At 59.3% G+C, this 20,552-nt stretch carries 16 protein-coding genes; 11 read left to right on the plus strand and 5 right to left on the minus strand.

Annotation, left to right across the window (positions count from 1 at the left end; all coding sequences use genetic code 11):
- The first annotated feature begins 195 nt into the window (after window positions 1–195).
- From AC07V0_RS14165 to fabI, 6 genes are read left to right on the plus strand one after another with little or no spacing between them, the layout of a single operon-like run.
- Window positions 196–2,028, plus strand: a complete 1,833-nt coding sequence (locus tag AC07V0_RS14165; RefSeq protein ID WP_018929624.1) for an extracellular solute-binding protein — start codon at window positions 196–198, stop codon at window positions 2,026–2,028.
- Window positions 2,025–3,866: an extracellular solute-binding protein gene (locus AC07V0_RS14170; protein WP_495019660.1), complete on the plus strand. Its 1,842-nt coding sequence runs from the start codon at window positions 2,025–2,027 to the stop codon at window positions 3,864–3,866. The genes AC07V0_RS14165 and AC07V0_RS14170 overlap by 4 nt, the downstream gene beginning before the upstream one ends.
- 4 nt (window positions 3,867–3,870) lie before the next feature.
- Window positions 3,871–4,944 carry a microcin C ABC transporter permease YejB gene (locus AC07V0_RS14175; RefSeq protein ID WP_018929626.1) on the plus strand — a complete coding sequence of 358 codons (1,074 nt, stop codon included), beginning with the start codon at window positions 3,871–3,873 and terminating at the stop codon, window positions 4,942–4,944.
- 1 nt (window position 4,945) lies between these two features.
- Complete coding sequence (locus AC07V0_RS14180; protein WP_007906755.1) at window positions 4,946–5,965, plus strand: ABC transporter permease; 1,020 nt, start codon at window positions 4,946–4,948, stop codon at window positions 5,963–5,965.
- Between the two features lies 1 nt (window position 5,966).
- Complete coding sequence (locus AC07V0_RS14185) at window positions 5,967–7,577, plus strand: ABC transporter ATP-binding protein (protein ID WP_018929627.1); 1,611 nt, start codon at window positions 5,967–5,969, stop codon at window positions 7,575–7,577.
- Between the two features lie 22 nt (window positions 7,578–7,599).
- On the plus strand, window positions 7,600–8,394 hold the full coding sequence (fabI, locus tag AC07V0_RS14190) for an enoyl-ACP reductase FabI (RefSeq protein WP_007937760.1): 795 nt from the start codon (window positions 7,600–7,602) through the stop codon (window positions 8,392–8,394).
- Window positions 8,395–8,463: 69 nt separating this feature from the next.
- On the opposite strand, the gene AC07V0_RS14195 is transcribed toward fabI, so the two are convergent.
- The gene (locus AC07V0_RS14195; protein ID WP_018929628.1) at window positions 8,464–9,318 is read right to left on the minus strand and encodes a LysR family transcriptional regulator; all 855 of its coding nucleotides are present in this window, start codon (window positions 9,316–9,318) and stop codon (window positions 8,464–8,466) included.
- A 113-nt stretch (window positions 9,319–9,431) separates the two neighbouring features.
- On the opposite strand from AC07V0_RS14195, the gene AC07V0_RS14200 reads away from it, so the two are divergent.
- The gene (locus tag AC07V0_RS14200) at window positions 9,432–9,857 is read left to right on the plus strand and encodes a VOC family protein (RefSeq protein WP_019579332.1); all 426 of its coding nucleotides are present in this window, start codon (window positions 9,432–9,434) and stop codon (window positions 9,855–9,857) included.
- The gene (locus AC07V0_RS14205) at window positions 9,854–11,131 is read left to right on the plus strand and encodes an amidase (protein ID WP_495019661.1); all 1,278 of its coding nucleotides are present in this window, start codon (window positions 9,854–9,856) and stop codon (window positions 11,129–11,131) included. Before AC07V0_RS14200 ends, AC07V0_RS14205 begins: the two co-directional genes overlap by 4 nt.
- Here the strand turns inward: AC07V0_RS14205 and AC07V0_RS14210 are convergent.
- The 4 genes from AC07V0_RS14210 to AC07V0_RS14225 all read right to left on the minus strand — a co-directional run bounded on the left by AC07V0_RS14210 (window position 11,122) and on the right by AC07V0_RS14225 (window position 15,045).
- Window positions 11,122–11,730 carry a GGDEF domain-containing protein gene (locus tag AC07V0_RS14210; RefSeq protein WP_064618228.1) on the minus strand — a complete coding sequence of 203 codons (609 nt, stop codon included), beginning with the start codon at window positions 11,728–11,730 and terminating at the stop codon, window positions 11,122–11,124. The genes AC07V0_RS14205 and AC07V0_RS14210 overlap by 10 nt on opposite strands.
- A gap of 74 nt (window positions 11,731–11,804) precedes the next feature.
- Window positions 11,805–12,383, minus strand: coding sequence for a hypothetical protein (locus AC07V0_RS14215; protein WP_495019662.1), 579 nt, complete (start codon window positions 12,381–12,383; stop codon window positions 11,805–11,807).
- Between the two features lies 1 nt (window position 12,384).
- Window positions 12,385–14,553 (minus strand): xanthine dehydrogenase family protein molybdopterin-binding subunit, encoded by a 2,169-nt coding sequence (locus AC07V0_RS14220; protein WP_495019663.1) that lies wholly within the window; start codon window positions 14,551–14,553, stop codon window positions 12,385–12,387.
- Window positions 14,554–14,589: 36 nt separating this feature from the next.
- On the minus strand, window positions 14,590–15,045 hold the full coding sequence (locus tag AC07V0_RS14225) for a (2Fe-2S)-binding protein (RefSeq protein ID WP_007937751.1): 456 nt from the start codon (window positions 15,043–15,045) through the stop codon (window positions 14,590–14,592).
- A gap of 265 nt (window positions 15,046–15,310) precedes the next feature.
- Here AC07V0_RS14225 and AC07V0_RS14230 point away from each other — a divergent pair, with 265 nt between their 5' ends.
- The 3 genes from AC07V0_RS14230 to AC07V0_RS14240 all read left to right on the plus strand — a co-directional run bounded on the left by AC07V0_RS14230 (window position 15,311) and on the right by AC07V0_RS14240 (window position 20,538).
- The gene (locus AC07V0_RS14230) at window positions 15,311–15,814 is read left to right on the plus strand and encodes a VOC family protein (protein ID WP_018929635.1); all 504 of its coding nucleotides are present in this window, start codon (window positions 15,311–15,313) and stop codon (window positions 15,812–15,814) included.
- 34 nt (window positions 15,815–15,848) lie between these two features.
- Complete coding sequence (locus AC07V0_RS14235; RefSeq protein ID WP_018929636.1) at window positions 15,849–16,682, plus strand: AraC family transcriptional regulator; 834 nt, start codon at window positions 15,849–15,851, stop codon at window positions 16,680–16,682.
- Window positions 16,683–16,854: 172 nt separating this feature from the next.
- Complete coding sequence (locus AC07V0_RS14240) at window positions 16,855–20,538, plus strand: hypothetical protein (protein WP_495019664.1); 3,684 nt, start codon at window positions 16,855–16,857, stop codon at window positions 20,536–20,538.
- Window positions 20,539–20,552: the final 14 nt, after the last annotated feature.

Consider the following 20,552-nt stretch of genomic DNA (forward strand, 5'->3'; position numbering starts at 1 on the left):
AGAAGTTACCGGATTTCAGGTTTTGGGGCTGCTTCGCAACCCAGCGGGAGCAAGCTCCCTCGCCACAGGTTCTGCGATCCGCAGGGCTATCGAGGCAGCGGTTAACAATGCATTAAGCCCCCGTCTTTTTCCTGTCGATACAAGCTGTTACTGTACGGCCCACAAAGCCCAAGCCGCCTGGATCGGATCTCTGACTTGAAGCGTCCCCTCCTCCTGCTCCTGATCAGCCTGGCCTTGAGCTCCCCCGCAAGCGCGACGATCAGCGAAAGCCACGGTTATGCGCAGTTCGGCACGCTCAAGTACCCGGCCAGATTTACCCACTTCGACTGGGTCAACCCGCAAGCGCCCAAGGGCGGTACGTTGCGGGTGATGGCGTTTGGCACCTTCGATACGCTCAACCCTTACACCTTCAAAGGTTCGAGCCCGGTTTCCACGGCCAACTTCCTGCAATACGGCATCAACGAACTCAACGAACCGCTGATGGTCGGCACCGGCCAGTACGCGCCGTCGGGCGATGAGCCGACGTCCAGTTATGGCCTGATCGCCCAATCGGTGGAATACAGCGAAGACCGCAGCTGGGTGGTGTTCAACCTGCGCCCCGAAGCGCGCTTCCACGATGGCACGCCGATCACCGCTTACGATGTCGCGTTTTCTTACCGTCTGCTGCTCAAGGAAGGTCATCCGCAATACCGCACCAACCTGCAGGAAGTGTCGCGGGTCGACATCCTCAACCCGCAGCGCATTCGCTTCGTCTTCAAGCGCTCCGGTAATCCGTTGCTGATCCTGCGCTTGGGCGAGTTGCCGGTGTTGCCCCAGCATTACTGGAAAGATCGCGACTTCAAGGCCACCACCTTCGAGCCGCCATTGGGCAGTGGGCCGTATCGCATCACTTCGGTAACCCCCGGGCGGCAGATCGTCTTCGAACGGGTCAAGGATTACTGGGGCAAGGACCTGCCGGTCAATCGCGGCAAATACAACGTCGATCGCATGGAAGTCGAGTTCTACCGTGACAGCGACGTGGCCTTCGAAGCGTTCAAGGCCGGCGAGTTCGACATCTACATCGAGCATCAGGCGAAAAACTGGGACAACGGCTACGACTTCCCGGCCGTGCGCCGTGGCGAGGTGATCAAGGCGCAGATCCCGCACCAGATCCCGACCCAGAGCCAGGGCCTGTTCATGAACACTCGGCGGTCGACCTTCGCCCAGATCAAGGTCCGTGAAGCGCTGGGGCTGATGTTCGATTTCGAGTGGACCAACCGCACGCTGTTCAGCGGCGCCTACACACGCGCCATGAGTTACTACCCCAACAGCGAGTTCTCTGCCACGGGACTGCCGGTCGGCCACGAGTGGCTGTTGCTCAAGCCCTATCGCGATCAGTTGCCCGCCAAGCTGCTCACCGAGCCGTTCAGCCTGCCGCAAACCGAAGGCCGCGGCATTCCGCGCGAAACCATGCGCAAGGCCTTGGGCCTGCTCGCCGAAGCCGGCTGGAAGCTCAATGGCCAGCGGCTGCAGAACAGCATCGGCCAACCGCTACGCTTCGAGATCCTTCTGGTCAACCCGAACCTGGAGCGGATCCTTCAGCCCTACGTCGAGAACCTCGCCAGCATCGGTATCGACGCACGGCTGCGCACGGTCGATCGCGCCCAGTACAAACAGCGCCTCGATCAATTCGATTTCGACATGATCCTGATGACCCTCAACCAGACCCTCAGCCCGGGCCTGGAACAATGGCAGTACTTCCACTCCAGCCAGGTCGGGATCAAGGGCAGCAAGAACTACGCAGGCATCGCCGACCCGGTGGTCGACCATTTGCTCGAACAACTGCTCGGCGCCCAGACCCGGGATGAACAAGTCGCCGCCGGCAAGGCGCTCGACCGGGTGCTGCTATGGCAGCACTACATCATTCCCAACTGGTACCTCAATTATCACCGCTTGGCCTACCGCAACCGGTTCGCCTTCGTCACCACGCCGCCCTACACCCTGGGCCTGAGCGCTTGGTGGCTGAAATCTTCGGAGAAAGATCAATGACTCCCTTACGCGCCCTGCTCTTGCAGGCCAGCGGTCTGTTGTTCGCCGGGCTGGCCTGCGCCGCCCCGCAACACGCCTTGACCCTGTACAACGAGCCGCCGAAATACCCGGCCGACTTCAAGCACTTCGATTACGTAAACCCCGACGCGCCGAAGGGCGGGATCTTCCGTCAGGCCGGGTTCGGTGGCTTCGACAGCCTCAATCCGTTCATCAGCAAAGGCGTGCCGGCCGACGACATCAGCATGATCTACGACACCTTGGCCAAACAGGGTCTGGATGAACCCTTCACTGAATACGGCCTGATCGCCGGCAAAATCGAAAAAGCCCCGGACAACAGCTGGGTGCGCTTCTACCTGCGTCCCGAAGCTCGTTTTCACGACGGCCACCCGGTGCGCGCCGAAGACGTGGTGTTCAGCTTCCAGACCCTGATCAAGGACGGCGCCCCGCTCTACCGCGGCTATTACAGCGACGTGGAAGAAGCGATCGCCGAAGACCCGCTCACCGTGCTGTTCAAGTTCAAGCACACCAACAACCGCGAACTGCCGCTGATCCTCGGCCAATTGCCGGTATTGCCCAAGCATTGGTGGGCCACCCGCGACTTCAACAAGGGCAACCTGGAACTGCCGCTGGGCAGCGGCCCGTACAAAGTCACCGAAGTGAAGGCCGGGCGCTCCGTGCGATATGAACGGGTCAAGGATTACTGGGGCAAGGACCTGCCGGTCAATCGCGGGTTCTACAACTTCGACGTGATGACCACTGACTATTACCACGACAACACCGTCGCACTGGAAGCACTCAAGGCCGGTCAGTTCGACTACTGGCTGGAAATATCCGCGAAAAACTGGGCCAAGGCCTACAACATTCCGGCGGTGACCGAAGGGCGGCTGATCAAGGAAGAAATCCCCAACGGCAACCCCACCGGCATGCAAGGCTTCGTGTTCAACCTGCGTCGTCCGGTGTTCCAGGATGTGCGCGTGCGCCAGGCGCTGACCCTGTTGCTGGACTTCGAGTGGACTAACAAGCAACTGTTCAACGGCGCCTACGTGCGTACCCGCAGTTACTTCGAAAACTCGGAAATGGCCGCCACTGGCCTGCCGGACGCCGATCAACTGGCGATTCTCGACCCGTTCCGCGGCAAGATTCCCGAGCAAGTGTTCAGCGAGGCGTTCCAGAACCCGCTGACCGACGCCAGCGGCATGATCCGCACCCAGCAGCGCAAAGCCTATCAACTGCTGCAAGAGGCCGGCTGGCGGATCGTCGACGACAAGATGGTCGACGCCACCGGCAAACCGGTGACCATCGAGTTCCTGCTGGCCCAGACCGAGTTCGAGCGGGTGCTGCTGCCGTTCAAGCGCAACCTCAGCGACTTGGGCATCGATCTGGTGATCCGTCGGGTCGACGTCTCGCAATACATCAACCGCGTACGCTCCCGGGACTTCGACATGATCGTCGGCAGTTTCCCGCAATCCAACTCACCGGGTAACGAACAGCGCGAGTTCTGGATGACTGCCGCCGCCGACAAACCCGGCAGCCGCAACTCCATGGGCCTTAAAGACCCAGTAGTGGACCAACTGGTCGAGCAACTGATCAACGCCGATTCGCGCAAAAGCCTGGTGGCCCACGCCCGGGCGCTGGACCGGGTGCTGCAATGGGGCTATTACGTGATCCCCAACTGGCACATCAAGACCTGGCGTGTGGCGTACTGGAACCACATCGGCCACCCGAAGGTTTCACCCAAATATGACATCGGCATCAATACCTGGTGGGTCACGCCCGACGCGACACCTGCGATAGAAGTCGAAACAAAACTGCAAGCCGACCCTGCGGGCACGGAGTAATCAGATGCTGGCGTATATTTTTCGGCGACTGCTGCTGATCATCCCGACCCTGTTTGGCATTTTGCTGATCAACTTCGTGATCATCCAGGCCGCCCCCGGTGGGCCGGTGGAACAGATGATCGCCAAACTCGAAGGCTTCGAAGGCGCCACCAGCCGCATTGCCGGCGGCGGAGCCGAAGTGTCGGTGGCAGGTTCCGCCTATCGCGGCGCCCAGGGCCTGGACCCGGCGCTGGTCAAGGAAATCGAGCACATGTACGGCTTCGACAAATCGGCGCCGGAACGCTTGTGGATCATGATCAAGAACTACGCCACCCTGGATTTCGGCGACAGCTTCTTCCGCGACGCCAAGGTCATCGACCTGATCAAGGAAAAGATGCCGGTGTCGATCTCCCTCGGGCTGTGGAGCACGCTGATCATGTACCTGGTGTCGATCCCGCTGGGGATCGCCAAGGCGACGCGACACGGCAGCCACTTCGATGTGTGGACCAGTTCGGCGATCATCGTCGGTTACGCGATCCCGGCGTTCCTGTTCGCCATCCTGCTGATTGTGGTGTTCGCCGGCGGCAGCTATTTCGACTGGTTCCCGCTACGGGGCCTGACCTCGAACAACTTTGATGAGCTCAGCACCGGCGGCAAGATCCTCGATTATTTCTGGCACCTGGCTCTGCCGGTCACTGCACTGGTGATCGGCCACTTCGCGACCATGACGCTGCTGACCAAAAACAGCTTCCTCGACGAAATCAACAAGCAATACGTGGTCACCGCCAAAGCCAAGGGCCTGACCCGTCACCGCGTGCTCTACGGCCATGTGTTTCGCAACGCGATGCTGTTGGTGATCGCTGGTTTCCCTTCAGCGCTCATCGGGATCTTCTTCACCGGCTCGTTGCTGGTGGAAGTGATCTTCTCCCTCGACGGCCTCGGCCTGATGAGTTTCGAAGCAGCGATCAACCGCGACTACCCGATCGTCTTCGGCACGCTGTTCATCTTCACGCTGCTGGGGCTGGTGCTCAAGCTGATCGGCGACCTCACGTACACCCTTGTCGATCCGCGCATCGACTTCGAAAGCCGGGAGCATTGAGATGAACCTGTCCCCTCTCAATCGCCGACGTTTCGAGCTGTTCAAGGCCAACAAGCGAGGCTGGTGGTCGTTGTGGCTGTTTCTGATTCTGTTCGGCGCAAGCCTCGGCGCCGAGCTGATCGCCAACGACAAACCGCTGGTGGTGCATTACGACAACGCCTGGTACTTCCCGGCGCTCAAGCGCTATCCGGAAACCGCGTTCGGCGGCGAATTCCCGCTGGAAGCCAACTATAAGAGCCCGTACATCCGCGAACTGCTCAAGGCCAAGGACGCCTGGGTGGTGTGGGCGCCGATCCCCTACAGCTACCAGAGCATCAACTACGACCTGAAAGTCCCGGCCCCCGCGCCGCCGTCCGCCGACAACCTGCTGGGCACCGATGACCAGGGCCGCGACGTGTTGGCCCGGGTGATTTACGGTTTCCGGATTTCGGTGCTGTTCGCTTTGACGCTGACCATCCTCAGCTCGATCATTGGCGTGATCGCCGGCGCCTTGCAGGGCTTTTATGGCGGCTGGGTCGACCTGGCCGGGCAGCGTTTCCTGGAGATCTGGTCCGGGCTGCCGGTGCTGTACCTGCTGATCATCCTCGCCAGTTTCGTGCAGCCGAACTTCTGGTGGCTGCTGGGGATCATGTTGCTGTTTTCGTGGATGAGCCTGGTGGATGTGGTGCGCGCGGAGTTCCTGCGCGGGCGGAATCTGGAATACGTGCGCGCGGCCCGGGCGCTGGGCATGCAGAATGGTGCGATCATGTTCCGCCACATTTTGCCCAACGCCATGGTCTCGACCATGACGTTCATGCCGTTCATCCTGACCGGCGCCATCGGTACGCTGACCGCCCTCGACTTCCTTGGCTTCGGTTTGCCGCCGGGCGCCCCGTCGCTGGGTGAGTTGGTGGCCCAGGGCAAATCCAACCTGCAAGCGCCGTGGCTCGGTATGAGTGCGTTTGCGGTGCTGGCGTTGATGTTGAGTCTGCTGGTATTCATCGGCGAGTCCGCTCGCGATGCCTTCGACCCGAGGAAGTGAAATGAATCAGGACAATCTGATCGAAGTGCGCGACCTGGCCGTCGAATTTGTCGTTGGCGAGCACGTTCAGCGGGTGGTCGAAGGCGTCAGCTTCGACATCAAGCGCGGTGAAACCCTGGCGCTGGTGGGTGAAAGCGGCTCCGGCAAATCGGTGACTGCCCACTCGATCCTGCGGCTGCTGCCCTATCCGCTGGCCCGGCATCCGTCCGGCACCATCACCTATTCCGACCGGAACTTGTTGGAGCTGAAAGAGAAAACCATCCGCCACATCCGCGGCAACCGGATCGCGATGATCTTTCAAGAGCCGATGACCTCGCTCAACCCACTGCACTCGATCGAGAAGCAGATCAACGAGGTATTGGGCATCCACAAGGGCCTGACCGGCAAAGTCGCGACCAGGCGCACGCTGGAGCTGCTGGAGATGGTCGGCATCCCGGAACCCGAGAAGCGTCTCAAGGCCCTGCCCCACGAATTGTCCGGTGGCCAGCGCCAGCGGGTCATGATCGCCATGGCCCTGGCCAACGAGCCGGAACTGCTGATCGCCGACGAACCGACCACCGCTCTGGACGTGACTGTTCAGCTGAAAATCCTCGAATTGCTCAAGGAATTGCAGGCCCGCCTGGGCATGGCGCTGTTACTGATCAGTCACGATTTGAACCTTGTACGAAGAATTGCGCATCGCGTATGTGTCATGCAGCGCGGTTGCATCGTCGAACAGGCATCGTGCGAAGAATTGTTCCGCGCGCCGCAGCATCCGTACACCCGGGAACTGCTGGCAGCGGAGCCCAGCGGCAAGCCTGCGACCAATGTAATTGGCCCGCCATTGCTGCAGGTCGAGGACCTGAAAGTCTGGTTCCCGATCAAGAAAGGCTTTCTGAAAAAGACCGTCGACCACATCAAGGCGGTGGACGGCATCAATTTCAGCCTGCCCCAGGGACAGACTCTGGGGATTGTGGGAGAAAGCGGTTCCGGCAAGTCGACGCTCGGTTTGGCGATTTTGCGGCTGATCGGCAGCAAAGGGGCAATCCGTTTTGAAGGCAAGCAGCTAGACTGCCTGACGCAGCAACAGGTTCGGCCGCTGCGGCGGGAAATGCAGGTGGTGTTCCAGGACCCTTTCGGCAGCCTGAGCCCACGGATGTGCGTGAGCCAGATCGTCGGCGAAGGCCTGCGGATCCACAAGATGGGCACCGAGGCCGAGCAGGAACAAGCGATTATTGCGGCACTCAAGGAGGTAGGCCTGGACCCGGAAACCCGGCACCGCTACCCCCATGAATTTTCCGGTGGGCAGCGGCAGAGAATCGCCATTGCCCGGGCTTTAGTGCTAAAACCGGCGTTGATTCTGCTGGACGAGCCGACTTCGGCCCTCGACCGCACCGTGCAACGCCAAGTGGTGGAGCTGCTACGTTCACTGCAAACCAAGTACAACCTGACGTATTTGTTTATCAGCCATGACCTGGCTGTCGTCAAAGCGCTGAGCCACCAGCTGATGGTGGTCAAGCATGGCCAAGTGGTCGAACAGGGAGACGCGCAAAGTATCTTTGCCGCCCCCCAACATCCGTATACACAGCAGTTGCTGGAAGCCGCTTTTCTGGCACCAGCCACTGCGCAATAAACCTGAAAGAGAGGAGCAACACATGGGTTTTCTCGCCGGTAAGCGCGTACTGATCGTCGGTGTCGCCAGCAAGCTGTCCATCGCATCCGGCATCGCTGCCGCCATGCATCGCGAGGGCGCTGAGCTTGCCTTCACTTATCAGAACGACAAACTCAAGGGTCGTGTCGAAGAATTCGCACAGGGCTGGGGTTCGAGCCCTGAGCTGTGCTTCCCGTGCGACGTGGCCAGCGATGCCGAAATCGCCAAGGTCTTCGAAGAGTTGAGCAAGAAGTGGGACGGCCTGGACTGCATCGTGCACTCCGTCGGCTTCGCCCCGGGCGACCAACTGGACGGCGACTTCACCGAAGCCACCACCCGTGAAGGTTTCCGCATCGCTCACGACATCAGCGCCTACAGCTTCGTGGCCCTGGCCAAGGCTGGTCGCGAAATGATGAAAGGCCGCAATGGCAGCCTGCTGACCCTGTCGTACCTGGGCGCCGAGCGCACCATGCCGAACTACAACGTAATGGGCATGGCCAAGGCTTCCCTGGAAGCTGGCGTACGTTACCTGGCCGGCTCCCTGGGCCCGGACGGCACCCGCGTCAACTGCGTATCGGCTGGCCCGATCCGCACCCTCGCCGCTTCCGGCATCAAGAACTTCCGCAAAATGCTGGCCGCCAACGAAGCGCAAACCCCGCTGCGTCGTAACGTCACCATCGAAGAAGTCGGCAATGCCGGCGCCTTCCTGTGCTCGGACCTGGCGTCCGGCATCAGCGGCGAAATCATGTACGTAGACGGCGGCTTCAACACCACCGCCATGGGCAACATCGAAGAGTGATCTTCGGTTAGCCGTTAAAAAACCCGCCTCTTCAGGCGGGTTTTTTGTGCCCTCAAATTCAAAAGATCTTCACAACAAACACTGAGCAAACAACTGCTGGATCGGCTGTGTACGCTGGCTATAACGCTGCAACAGCACGATCTCCCGGTAGAACGTCAGCTCTCCCAGCGGGATGATCCTGACCTTCGCCCCATGCTCAAGCCACAGCCCCGCCTCGGGCAATAGCGAAACACCCAGCCCGCATTCCACCATCTTGACAATGGCTTCCAGCTCATCCAGCTCCAGAGCCACCTGTACATCAATCTGCTGCTCGCGCAAAAAACGCGTCACCAATCGCCCACCGAATGAATTGCGGTCGTAGCGTACGTGGGGATGGCTGGCGAGTAACTGCAGCGGGTCATCCCCCTCAAGGTCGGCCGGCACGATCAGCACAAACGGCTCCCGGCGAATGACTTGCACCGATAATTCCTTGGGTAATTCAAACGGCGGCTTGATCAGAATCGCCAGGTCCACTTCGCCAGTGTCCACCTGGCTCAGCAGGTTCAGGGATACCCCCGGCACCAGTTTCGCCTCCAGCAACGGCGCCTGTTGCCTGAGTCGCAACAGCGCCCGTGGCAACAAACCGGTCTGGACGGTGGCCACCGCGCCGATCTTCAATTCGCCACGAAACTCGCTGATGTCATCACTGACGGCCATGCGACTGAAGATCTCGAGCATTTCCTGAGCCATCGGCAACGCTCGCTGCCCTGCGGCATTGAGGAGTGCCTGACGCCCGGTGCGATCGAACAGACGGATGCCCAACGCCTGCTCCAGATTGCGGATCTGCGCGCTGACCGCCGACTGAGTCAGGCCAATGTGCATGCCTGCCGCTGCGAACGTGCCATGGCGCGTCACAGCAATGAAGGTTTTCAGTTCCCGCAGCATACTGCCCCCAATTGATCGAAATAATTTGAGCTCGCTGCAAAAATTATCGTCTTTTAATCAAAAAGCACAGGACTAAACTCAGCCTCAACGCTCAACCCGTCGAGGCACATCCGATGCAACTGTCCCCTTTTCATTTGGCCATCCCGGTTTACGATCTGGACGCTACCCGGCGTTTCTATGGTGAGGTGTTCGGCCTGGAAGAAGGTCGCTCCAGCGATCACTGGGTCGATTTCAACTTTTTCGGCCATCAACTGGTGATTCATCTGGCCCCGAAAAACGCTTCTCAGGAAGCCGCCCATACCAACGCCGTGGACGGCCACGACGTACCGGTGCCGCATTTCGGTGTGGTATTGCCGATGGAAGAATGGGAGGCGCTGGCCGAACGCCTGAAAGCCCTGGGTACACACTTCGTGATCGAGCCGGGCATCCGGTTTCAGGGATTGGTGGGCGAACAAGCCACGATGTTTCTTTTCGATCCCTGCGGCAATGCTCTGGAGTTCAAGGCGTTCAAAAATATCAATCAGTTGTTCGCCAAATGATCCGCCTGCCCCTTGACGCCACCACCCTCAGTGAAGCGGTGGTCAATGGCGAGACCACCGCTGCCATCGTCGTCGAAACCTTTCTTCAACGCATTCAGGCGCAAGAGCCGGATATCCGGGCTTTTGTCTCGTTCGACGCCCGGCAGGTCCGCGCCGATGCGGCGCAGCACAACGGCCAGGGTCTGCTGGCCGGCGTCCCCGTGGGTATCAAGGACATTTTCGACACTGCGACCCACCCCACGCAGTTCTATTCACCCATCTATACCGACCATCAACCCTCCCGGGACGCCCACGTCGTGACGCTGCTGCGCCAGGCCGGGGCGCTGATCATGGGCAAGACCCATACCACCGAGTTTGCGTACATGCACACCGGTCCAACCCGCAATCCCCACGACCTTACGCGAACGCCGGGCAGCTCCAGCGCTGGCTCGGCGGCCGGGATGGCTGCAGGGTTCTTTGCCCTGGCGCTGGGCACCCAGACCGCTGGCTCGTTGCTCAAGCCGGCATCCTACTGCGGCCTCTTCGCTTTCAAACCGTCGCTGGGGCTGGTGTCGCTGGAAGGGGTAAAACCGTTGGCGCCGAGCTTCGACACCGTGGGTTGGTATGGCCAGTCAGTGCGCGACCTGCACCTGGTAGCGCGCGTGTTGATTCCCGGGTTTGTGATGCCTGACATCGAGCGGCGTCCACTGCACTTGGGGTTCTGCCGCACATCACGCTGGGATCAAGTGGACCCCGACGTGGTCCTTGCCCTGGAACAGGCGGTGGATCAGTTGCGCAGCGCCGGGCATCACGTGAGCGACGTACGGCTGCCGGATGAGTTTGCCGGCGTGTTCGACGATCATCAGTTGATTAACGATTGCGAAGGTGCCCGCTCGCTGGCAAAGGAGTTTCAACAACACCGAACACAATTGAGCCCTTCGACCCTGGCCATGTTCGAGCGGGCGGCGACCACAACCTGGCAACAGGAATCCGCTGCCAAGGCGCGCCTGGCTGATCTTGCCCCACGCTTGAGCGAGCTTTGCCGCCCCTTCGACGCCATGCTCGGCGCCTCTTGCGGGATGGTCGCGCCGGTCGGCCTGGAAAGCACCGGACCGTCGGATTTCATCAAGTTCTGGGGGGCGTTTGGCTGGCCGCAACTGAACATACCGCTGAGGCCCGGCCAAGCCATGTTGCCTGTCGGGCTACAGATGATCGGAAGGTTCAGAGAGGATGGTCGGCTGTTACGAACGGCCGAGCACGTTGCAGCGGTTTTGCAAGGCGCCATTCAAGAATGACGAGCTTCGAACTGTCGGGCACGCAACGCCTTATCGACCAGAGCCAGCAGATCTTGCGCCGTTTGGGTTAGCTGAGCATCAAACTCGATCTGCCCGACACTGAAGCGAATGTCATAGCCACGATGCACCGTGGCGTTACGCTCATCGAGTATTTCTTCGAGGCGCGCCCTGATCGCGGCAATCTCCACCGTGTTGGCGCCGGTCAACAAGGCAGCAAACTCATCGCTGCCCAGCCGACCGATCACATCGCTTTCACGAAAAGCGATGCGCAGCACGTCGGCAAAGGTTTTCAGGGCGTTGTCGCCCTCGGCACGCCCATACAACCGGTTGATGCGCTTGAAGTCGTCAAGGTCGAAAAACAACAGGGTCGCAGGTTGGCCCAACTGCCGACAGGCCTCCAGCGCCAATTGGGCCAGAGCCTCGAAGCCATGACGATTGGACAGCAGCGTCAACTCATCCATGCTCGCCATCTGCACGCCCATCAGTTCTTGCTCGGCCTTGCGCGCCAGGTCGCGCAGTACATCGCGGTCCTGCACGGCGCCGTCGAGGACGTTCGGCGTGCCCACGCCGGGTTTGAGCGGTTTTTCTGGGGTTAGCATTACTCACTCCCTTGATGGATATAAACGTTAGAGTCGTTCACACCCGGTTTGACTCCCTATAAACGCGCCGCTGGTCAGCTACCCGCCACCGGACACGGCCCTCCAGCGTCCGCCCAGAGTTTGAACTGGGTGACGAAAATGTCGTGGGGCACCGGCACCGGCGTCCGTCCCTCACCTGGATGCCAGCCCCAGAGCACCAGTTTGTCCTCGCTGACATGTTTGATCAGTGCCGCAAAATCACGATCGCCATTACTGGAACGATCCTTGATCATTGCGCACAACCTGTCGGGCGGCAGGCCGATCCAGGCCATTTTGTGCGCGGCTGGCGGCAGGCTCCAATGCGGCGCTCCGGGCGGTGTGTGAGTCCCATAACTGGCGGGCGGATTGCTGTCGGCATGGCAACTGGCACACGGCAGACCGGCCGCCCCTTTGCCATCCATCCCGCGAACCACCCTCATCGCGTGAGGATTGCCGGCGTCGAACTGTAAAGGCGAATCGCCGGGGATATGGCAGTTCTGACAGCGCGGGCTCTGGAACACCTTCTGTACTGTGTCAAACGCCTTCAGCGCCTCTTTATCATCAGCGAACAGGTCCGAGGCATAGCCAGTCAGCCCGATCAGCACCACCGCGCCCAGCAACAGATGTCGTTTCATGTCACACCCCCGACAATTGCAGCGGCAGTTCCCGCAGACGCTGCCCGGTCAGGGCAAACACCGCGTTCGCCACGGCCGGCGCCACGGGCGGTACACCAACCTCGCCGATGCCGCCGGGTTTGTCGGTGCTGGGGACGATATGCACTTCGACCACGGGCATTTCGTTCAGGCGCAACACCTGATAGTCGTGAAAATTGGATTGCTGCACCTGGCCGTTCTTGAACGTCAGTTTGCTGTGCAAGGTAAATCCGAGACCGAAGGTGATGCCTGACTCCATCTGCGCGGCGATGCTCTGCGGGTTGACCGCAATGCCGCAATCCACCGCACACACCACCCGGTGTACGCGAATCGCCAGGTTGTCCTGCGACACCTCCGCCACATGGGCGACGTAGCTGCCGAAAGACTCATGCACCGCCACGCCCAATGCGTGGCCGTCCGGCAACGGCGCTTTCCAGTCGGCTTTCTCCACTGCCAGATTCAGCACCCCCAGATGCCGTGGATGCGCCTTGAGCAAGGTTCGTCGGTATTCCACCGGATCCTTGCCGGCCGCCTCGGCCAACTCATCGATCAACGACTCCATGACGAATGCCGTATGGGTATGCCCCACCGACCGCAACCACAGCACGCTGATGCCGGTTTGCGGGGAATGCAGGTCGATCAGGTGATTGGCCAGCCCCTCAAAATAAGGACTGTCGGCCACACCTTCGACGGAGGTTTTGTCGACACCGTCCTTGACCATGGTCGCCTCGAACGACGTGCCGGCCATGATCGACTGCCCGACCAGCATATGCTTCCAGGCGATCGGCATACCGTCGGCGTCCAACCCGATGCGTGCCTGTTGCAGGAATGCCGAGCGATAGTAACCGCCGCGAATGTCATCCTCTCGGGACCAGACGGTTTTCACCGGTTCGCCCGCCGCTTTGGCGACGTACACCGCCTCGCTGACAAAATCCGAGGTCGGGTTGGCCCGACGCCCGAAGCCGCCACCGAGGAATTGGGTGTGGATCTCGACCTGTTCGGGTTTGAGCCCGGTGATCTTCCCCGCGATCATCTGATCCAGGGTCTGGAACTGCGTGCCGGTCCAGATTTCGCATTTGTCCTTGGTGATTTTCACCGTGCAATTGAGCGGCTCCATCGGCGCGTGGGCCAGGTACGGCACGCTGTATTCGGCCTCGATAGTCTTCGCCGCCCTGCCCAACATGACCGTCGCGTCCCCGGCCTGGCTGACCGAGGTCCCGGGGGTGGCGGCGAGTTTACGGAAGCTTTCCAGCAGTTGCTGGCTGTCGAGCCCGGCGTTCGGCCCCGGTTCCCATACAACCTTCAGCGCATCGCGCCCCAGCTTCGCCGCCCAATAATGATCGGCAATCACCGCGACTCCCGTGGGCACCTGCACCACTTTGTGCACGCCAGGCACCGCCAGCGCCTCGGCGCCTTCGAAGGATTTGACGCTGCCACCGAACACTGGCGGCCGAGCGACCACCGCAGTCATGAGCCCGTCGAATTGCACGTCCATGCCGAACTTCGCCTGCCCGGTGATTTTCTCCGGGGTATCGAGGCGCTTGGTGGGTTTGCCGATGACCTTCCAGTCCTTGGCTTCCTTGAACTTGATCGAGGCTGGATCCGGCACCGGCAACTTGCCGGCGTCATCCGCCAGTTCGCCGTAAGTGGCGCGTTTGTCGCCGGCAATGACCACGCCCGATTCGGTGTGGATCTGCGAAGGCGCCATGTCGAAGCGCTTGGCCGCCGCGTCGATCAGCATCAAGCGCGCCGCTGCGCCGGCCTGACGATAGCGATCGAACTCCATCCAGGTCGAGGTCGAACCGCCGGTGATTTGCATCCCGCCAAACGCCGGCAGGCCATACTCGGCGGCCGAGGCTGGCGCGTGTTCGACGCGTATTTTCGACCAATCGGCGTCCAGTTCTTCGGCGATCAACATGGTCAGGCCGGTCCAGATGCCCTGGCCCATTTCCGAATGGCCGAGCAGCACAGTGACGCTGTTGTCGTTGCCGATACGTAAAAAGGCATTGGGCGCGAATTCCTCTCCTTGATTCTCGGCACCGAAGGCGAAGCGATGGCCGCCAGGAATGACAAACGCCACCACCAGACCGCCTCCCAACACGGCACTGCCCTTGAGAAAACCGCGACGCGAAACAGGGTTGATGCTGTTCATTGCTCAGACTCCCTTCAACGTGGCTTCAACGTCGCCTCACCCGATCTCGGCGGCGCGTTTGACCGCGGCGCGGATTCTTGGGTAGGTGCCGCAGCGGCAAATGTTGCCGGACAGCGCCTGGTCGATGTCGCTGTCGGTAGGCTTGGGGATCTTCGCCAGCAACGCGGCCGCCGACATGATCTGCCCGGACTGGCAATAACCGCACTGAACCACATCGAGTTCGGCCCAGGCCTGTTGCACCGGGTGCGAGCCGTCACTGGACAGGCCTTCGATGGTGAGAATTTTCTGCCCATGGGCCACCGCCGTGGCGGGCGTGATGCAAGAGCGCAGCGGCGCACCGTCGACGTGGACGGTGCAGGCGCCACACTGGGCCATGCCGCAACCGAATTTGGTGCCCGTCAGGTGCGCGACATCGCGCAGAACCCAGAGCAACGGCATGTCCGCGGGGACATCCAGTTCCTGGTCCTTGCCATTGATATTCAGGGTCAGCATGGCTGATTTCCTCAGACTCACGGTGTTCTGAAGGGGCGCCGTTGTGGCAGCGAAATACCTACGCGGCGCCTTGGGTCATCCCTACAGCTAAGCGCAATTTGACCCACAAGCCATGTTCATCGACCACCGGTCGCTCCCGTCCCGTAGCAGCAGCCTCGCACAGCTCGGCAGCTGCTACGGACTTGTCGATCTACGGCGCCACCCGTCTACTGCGGACTGGCTAATCTGATAATCCAGTGTGTTCAACCTGCCGAGGACAACCGCCATGCAACGCTTTCCAAAAATCACGCCCTGCCTGTGGTTTGACGATCAGGCCGAAACGGCGGCGAAATTCTATTGCTCGATCTTCGATCACTCGAAAATCACCGCCATCACCCATTACGGCAAGGCCGGTCAGGAAATCCACGGCCGCCCGGAAGGTTCGGTGATGACGGTCAGCTTCGAGCTTGATGGCCAGACCTTCACCGGTCTCAATGGCGGGCCAGTGTTCACCTTCAACGAAGCGGTGTCGTTCCAGGTCAATTGTCAGAATCAGGAGGAAGTCGACCACTTCTGGGGCAACCTGTCCGCCGGTGGGCCTGTGCAGGCGCAGCAATGTGGCTGGCTCAAGGATAAATTCGGCGTGTCATGGCAGATCGTGCCGATCGCGCTGATGCACATGATGCAAGACCCCGATACGCACAAGTCCCAGCGCGCGATGCAAGCGATGCTGCAAATGAAAAAGCTCGACATCGCCGAACTGGAACGAGCCTTTGCCGGCCAGAGCTAATACACTCAGGCACTGGCCCGCCAAGGACATCGAGATGAAGCACACCGTCGCCAAAGATGCAGACAAAGCCCCGCGTTTCTGGCGCGACGACGCCCTGCCCTTCATCGAAGCCCGCTCCATCGCCGACGGCCGCGAGGTCTGCTACGCCCGGCATTCCCACGAACACTTTTCCATCGGTGCTATCACCGCTGGGCGCAGCACCTACATCCATGAGCAATCGGAGTTTCAGGTCAGCGCCGGCACCGTGGTGTTGATGAACCCCGGCGATGTGCATGCCTGCAATCCGATCGATGACCAGCCTTGGTCGTACCTGATGCTGTACGTCGAGACGCCTTGGCTGACTGACTTGCAGCATCAGCTCGGCTTCAGCCAGGATTCGGCGTTTCGCCGGTTTTCCATCACCCACAATCGCGATCTCGAGCTGTTCGCCGGCCTGAGGAGCGTATACGAGGTGTTGATCGATCAGCAGCAAGACGTGCTGCGCAAACACAGCGCGGCGGTGGAGTTTTTCACCGAGGTGCAACAGCGGCTCAACCCGGTCGATCAACCGCTGCGCGAACCCAATTTCAAGCTCGAACGGGCCGCCGACTACATCCGCGATAACTGCACGCATCAGCTCAAGCTCGAAGACATTTGCGAAGCGGCGCAACTGTCGCCGTCCTACCTTATCCGCGCCTTCAAACAGCATTACGGCATGACGCCCCATGCATTTCTGGTCAACCGGCGCATCCAGTTCGCCCGGGATCGACTGCGTAGCGGCAGGCTGATCGCCGATGTCGCATTGGAGGCCGGATTTGCTGATCAGGCGCATTTTCAGCGGGCGTTCAAGCAACATCTGGCGGCGACACCAGGGCAATATCGCGGGTAAGTTAATATGTCGACATGCGCCCCCTGTCAAAAACAGGTTAGTTAATATAAACCCACGAGCCATGCCGGTAAAATTCATACAAAGTCATATAACTAATATGACAACACTCCAAACTCTTATTTAAGCTCCCTTCCCACGCTACAACCCAATATCAGAAGATGGAGCTTCTTACTTGAACACGCCGAACAACAACGTATTTCATTCCAGCAACCAACGCGAAAAACAATTAGTCATTGAAGCCATCGCCAACTTCCTCAGCGATGAAGACGTCATGGCAACCGTTGGATGGTCGTGGGATCGTGTATCAGTTACCTGTGACCCGAATTCCGACTTCTCCCAACTACATCGTCCAGCTACTACCTGCCTGGCGAGGCTCAGCCGGCAACCCGACTTCAAAAAAATCGCGGTCGAACAAGGCATCTCCCGAACAAACATCTTTCATGTCAATGAACACGGCCAACTCTTTTATTCCTATGACAACATCAGTACCCGTGAAGCCAACGGTGAGCTGATCACTGTCAGTTTCTTCTCCGAGCGTAACGATATCGCCCATCACTTCACTGGCGTTGCCGATATCGATGAACAACTACGCCTCCTTTCAGGCAGTGCCAAGCTGACTGGCGGATGGGTGACGTCCACCGAAAAAATCACAATAAGTCAGTGGTTGCGTTTTCACAGCTTGCCACTTCCGGCCAGCGTGGAAAGTGCAAAAGAGTTAATTGATTTACTGAATGTCACCCCCCTTCCAGCACCGTCGCCCTATGGGAACTACTGGGAGTTGCTGAGCCCTCCCAAAGACTCACCGTTCGAACTCACGGAGAAAAATCGCGCCCTCATTCGCGATGTGATCGAGGAAGAAACCGGAGGCGAACTTCCTTTGGTTTCGCTTTATGGCCATGCGCTGAAACTTGAAAGCTTTTCCGCCGACAAACTGCCCACCAGCCAAGGTTACCGTCTGACACGGCTGATCGATATTGCAGTGTCGAGCGCGAATAATGGGCATGCGTTCATGACGGCATTAGGCTGGTTCGCTGATGAAAACGGCCCCAAGCCCACCGAGCAGTTCATCGAACAGCTGATGATTGCGGTGATGCTGCTTGACCTTGATCCGGAACTGGACAGCGCCAATACCTCGTTTGCAGGTTTTGACCTCTACTCGAAACGTCATTTGCTGCTTTCCCCTTCAGCGGTCCGCACGCAACTTGAACAGCATCTGGTCAGCCAACTCAAGCTCGACGCCATGATTGCCCCGCTCGTCGCGGAACTGGTCCTGGGTGGCATGGCGCCGGAATATCTTGCCGATGAACTGCCGTCCAATCTGCGTGTTGGCACACCGGCGTGGGTCGTCTTCACCCAGGCCGTACACTTTGCCGAAGCGATCACCCCCGGTGTTTCCCGGAGCATGGCCTACCAACACCTGCTGGGGTTCGCCCGCGCATCGCAATTGACACCCGAGCTCAAAGCAGTGTTTGCCGCACACTCGGCTGACCCGGTGATCACTTGGGCGCTGATGAACGACCTGATCTCCCGGGATTCAGAGGGCAACCTCAATCAGCAAGCCGTTACGGTGGCGATGGATGAGTACAAGCAACATGCGGACATGATGACGAGCGCCTTGATTGATCTGGGCAAACCGCTGCCCCATCGCAAGGCGCTCGCGCTTAAAGAACTGAAATCCCAGGTGCCTGATTGTGACCCCGAGGAACTGTTGGTCAAACATCGCGGAACGGGCGGCGGCGCAGGAAGGCGGGTATCGGTTGTCGATCTTTACCTGGGCGACGAGCTTCACGCCCAGGATTGGGATCGAGCCAAAGGCACCAGCATTTACGAGGCTTTCCCTGATCTGGCTGACATGTACCCCGTTGCGGATTTATTTCAGCAAGCGGTCCACAATCATCACAACTCAATGACCGAAGCATTGTCGGCCATTATCAACGTCACCTTTTCGCAACTAAGCCCGACGGACAGGTCGTTCATCGAGGACGGCCACCTGGGTATCTATAGTGTTCAGGAATACACAACCACCCGATTTACCAATATTCCCAACCCGACGGGCGTAGCAAGACCAGCGACGCCCGTTCCAGGGAAGACGGGCCGTTATGGCGTTCTCATTTGTGCGGTACTTGATTCAGAGCTTCGTTGTTATCAACTGTTTCCAATGAGGACGGAATGCGTATACAGCGAGGAACTTGGCGAAGTGTTTCGCCCTCTCTTCATGGCCAGTGGGTCCGCTGTAGCGACGTTTGTGAACCACAAACACCATTTGGAAGGCCGTCTGGATATACAGGCTTATCGAGCGAACACGGCCCCCCGCAGCTATTCCCGGTCCGCCTTTTTTATCCGCAAGATCGGAGAATTCAACCCATCGTCGGCCAGTGCAGGCCCCCCCTCGCCGAACCGTTACTTTCGTTCCACGCGAAAAGAAGCAATCAGCGACCTTATTGCAAAAGAGAACCCCTATTTCACTGTAGATGAACTGATGCAACTGGGCCTCGATCAGACACGACGGGAAAAAGCGATTGAAAAGACCGACGCCATCTTCACATTCATTCTGAACCTGATCATTCCGTTCAAGGAGTGCGTCGAGGAGCTTTCCTCGGGGGTTCCTGCCCGACAAAACCGCGCTATTCACGGCTGTGTCATGGACGCGGCGGCCCTCGCTGTTTCCTTTGCCATCGTCGGCATTAAAGTTACCGCTATCAGCGCCAAGGCCACGACCCTGGTCTCCAAACTCCTTTCCACGTCCAAAGTTGTTGGCAGTACTGTCATCAGCCTTTTCAACCCCATTGACGGAGTGCCTCAACTGCTCAAGGGCGGCGGAAAACTATTGGCTCGGGGCGTGAAGAAACTAGGCGCTCATGCGCTCTCCACCCCGTATCTGGCTCGGCGGCAGTTGCGCTATCTGACGGGCGCGAACAGCTATGATCTGCTCCGGGCCATCAACCATACCGGCGCAGGCCCCCGGATTCGAATGTCGCTGGACACGCTTGCCCATGGTCGAGCGCTGTTCAAGGACGACAGCATTCAAACCGTTGAACAGATTGTGACCCGCCTGGGCAACAAGAACAGTCGACTGCCAGATGGCGCTCTGCCGTCCGAACTGGAGCATCTGTTCAACAATGCGCTTGTTGAATCGGCGCTCGGACTCAAGCAAGCGCAAGATCTGCAGGGATTGATCGGTCGAACGCCTGTTGAAGATCTTTTCAAGGCAGTCCTGGAAAAAGCTCAATACAGCTACACCAGCGCCCGCTCCGCATCCGGTGCTCAAGGTTACGCCGATACACTGGCAACCTTTGCCCAGATCGAAGCGAAAAACGTCACCTACATGCAGAATTACCAACAAAACGTATTACAGCAAGACCTGGGCAAGGCACCGTTTAATCAGGTCATGCCAGAATCAGCCTTCAATCCAATGGGCTTTACCGATAACTCGCAAAGGGCCGGCGCCTGGATCGTCAATGGTTCTACCTCCCCTGGCAACGACCTCGACAGCATCGTTGCGGTACTGCGCGAGTACGCCGGCAATCAAAAAACACTGACTGATCCGACCGTGATCAAACAGCTGCATGCCCGTATCGCGCCAGCCACCTCGGACGTCGTGCGCGTGGGCGTCAATGACAAGAAATACGCTAGCAACATCAGTGGATTCGCCGCGATGGAACAACATCTGAAAACACTGAACTCCAGTCATGAGCATTTCGACAAACAGTTGCTGGCGACCGTCGTAGGTTTCCACGGTCTAGGCGACGGTAATGGCCGTACGGGTCGTGCCCTGTATGCCATCAGCCAGCTTCGAAACAACCGGTTCACACCGCTGACAAAACAAGAGTTCAGTTTGCTGCACGGACTCGATTAAGGTGAATGACTGAG

This window comes from Pseudomonas sp. GW821-FHT01E10 (assembly GCF_059422365.1).

Coding starts and splice junctions, on each gene's coding strand:
- AC07V0_RS14170 (WP_495019660.1), top strand. CDS start 2,025: ATGACTCCCTTACGCGCCCTGCTCTTGCAGGCCAGCGGTCTGTTGTTC.
- AC07V0_RS14175 (WP_018929626.1), top strand. CDS start 3,871: ATGCTGGCGTATATTTTTCGGCGACTGCTGCTGATCATCCCGACCCTG.
- AC07V0_RS14180 (WP_007906755.1), top strand. CDS start 4,946: ATGAACCTGTCCCCTCTCAATCGCCGACGTTTCGAGCTGTTCAAGGCC.
- AC07V0_RS14185 (WP_018929627.1), top strand. CDS start 5,967: ATGAATCAGGACAATCTGATCGAAGTGCGCGACCTGGCCGTCGAATTT.
- fabI (WP_007937760.1), top strand. CDS start 7,600: ATGGGTTTTCTCGCCGGTAAGCGCGTACTGATCGTCGGTGTCGCCAGC.
- AC07V0_RS14195 (WP_018929628.1), bottom strand. CDS start 9,318: ATGCTGCGGGAACTGAAAACCTTCATTGCTGTGACGCGCCATGGCACG.
- AC07V0_RS14200 (WP_019579332.1), top strand. CDS start 9,432: ATGCAACTGTCCCCTTTTCATTTGGCCATCCCGGTTTACGATCTGGAC.
- AC07V0_RS14205 (WP_495019661.1), top strand. CDS start 9,854: ATGATCCGCCTGCCCCTTGACGCCACCACCCTCAGTGAAGCGGTGGTC.
- AC07V0_RS14210 (WP_064618228.1), bottom strand. CDS start 11,730: ATGCTAACCCCAGAAAAACCGCTCAAACCCGGCGTGGGCACGCCGAAC.
- AC07V0_RS14215 (WP_495019662.1), bottom strand. CDS start 12,383: ATGAAACGACATCTGTTGCTGGGCGCGGTGGTGCTGATCGGGCTGACT.
- AC07V0_RS14220 (WP_495019663.1), bottom strand. CDS start 14,553: ATGAACAGCATCAACCCTGTTTCGCGTCGCGGTTTTCTCAAGGGCAGT.
- AC07V0_RS14225 (WP_007937751.1), bottom strand. CDS start 15,045: ATGCTGACCCTGAATATCAATGGCAAGGACCAGGAACTGGATGTCCCC.
- AC07V0_RS14230 (WP_018929635.1), top strand. CDS start 15,311: ATGCAACGCTTTCCAAAAATCACGCCCTGCCTGTGGTTTGACGATCAG.
- AC07V0_RS14235 (WP_018929636.1), top strand. CDS start 15,849: ATGAAGCACACCGTCGCCAAAGATGCAGACAAAGCCCCGCGTTTCTGG.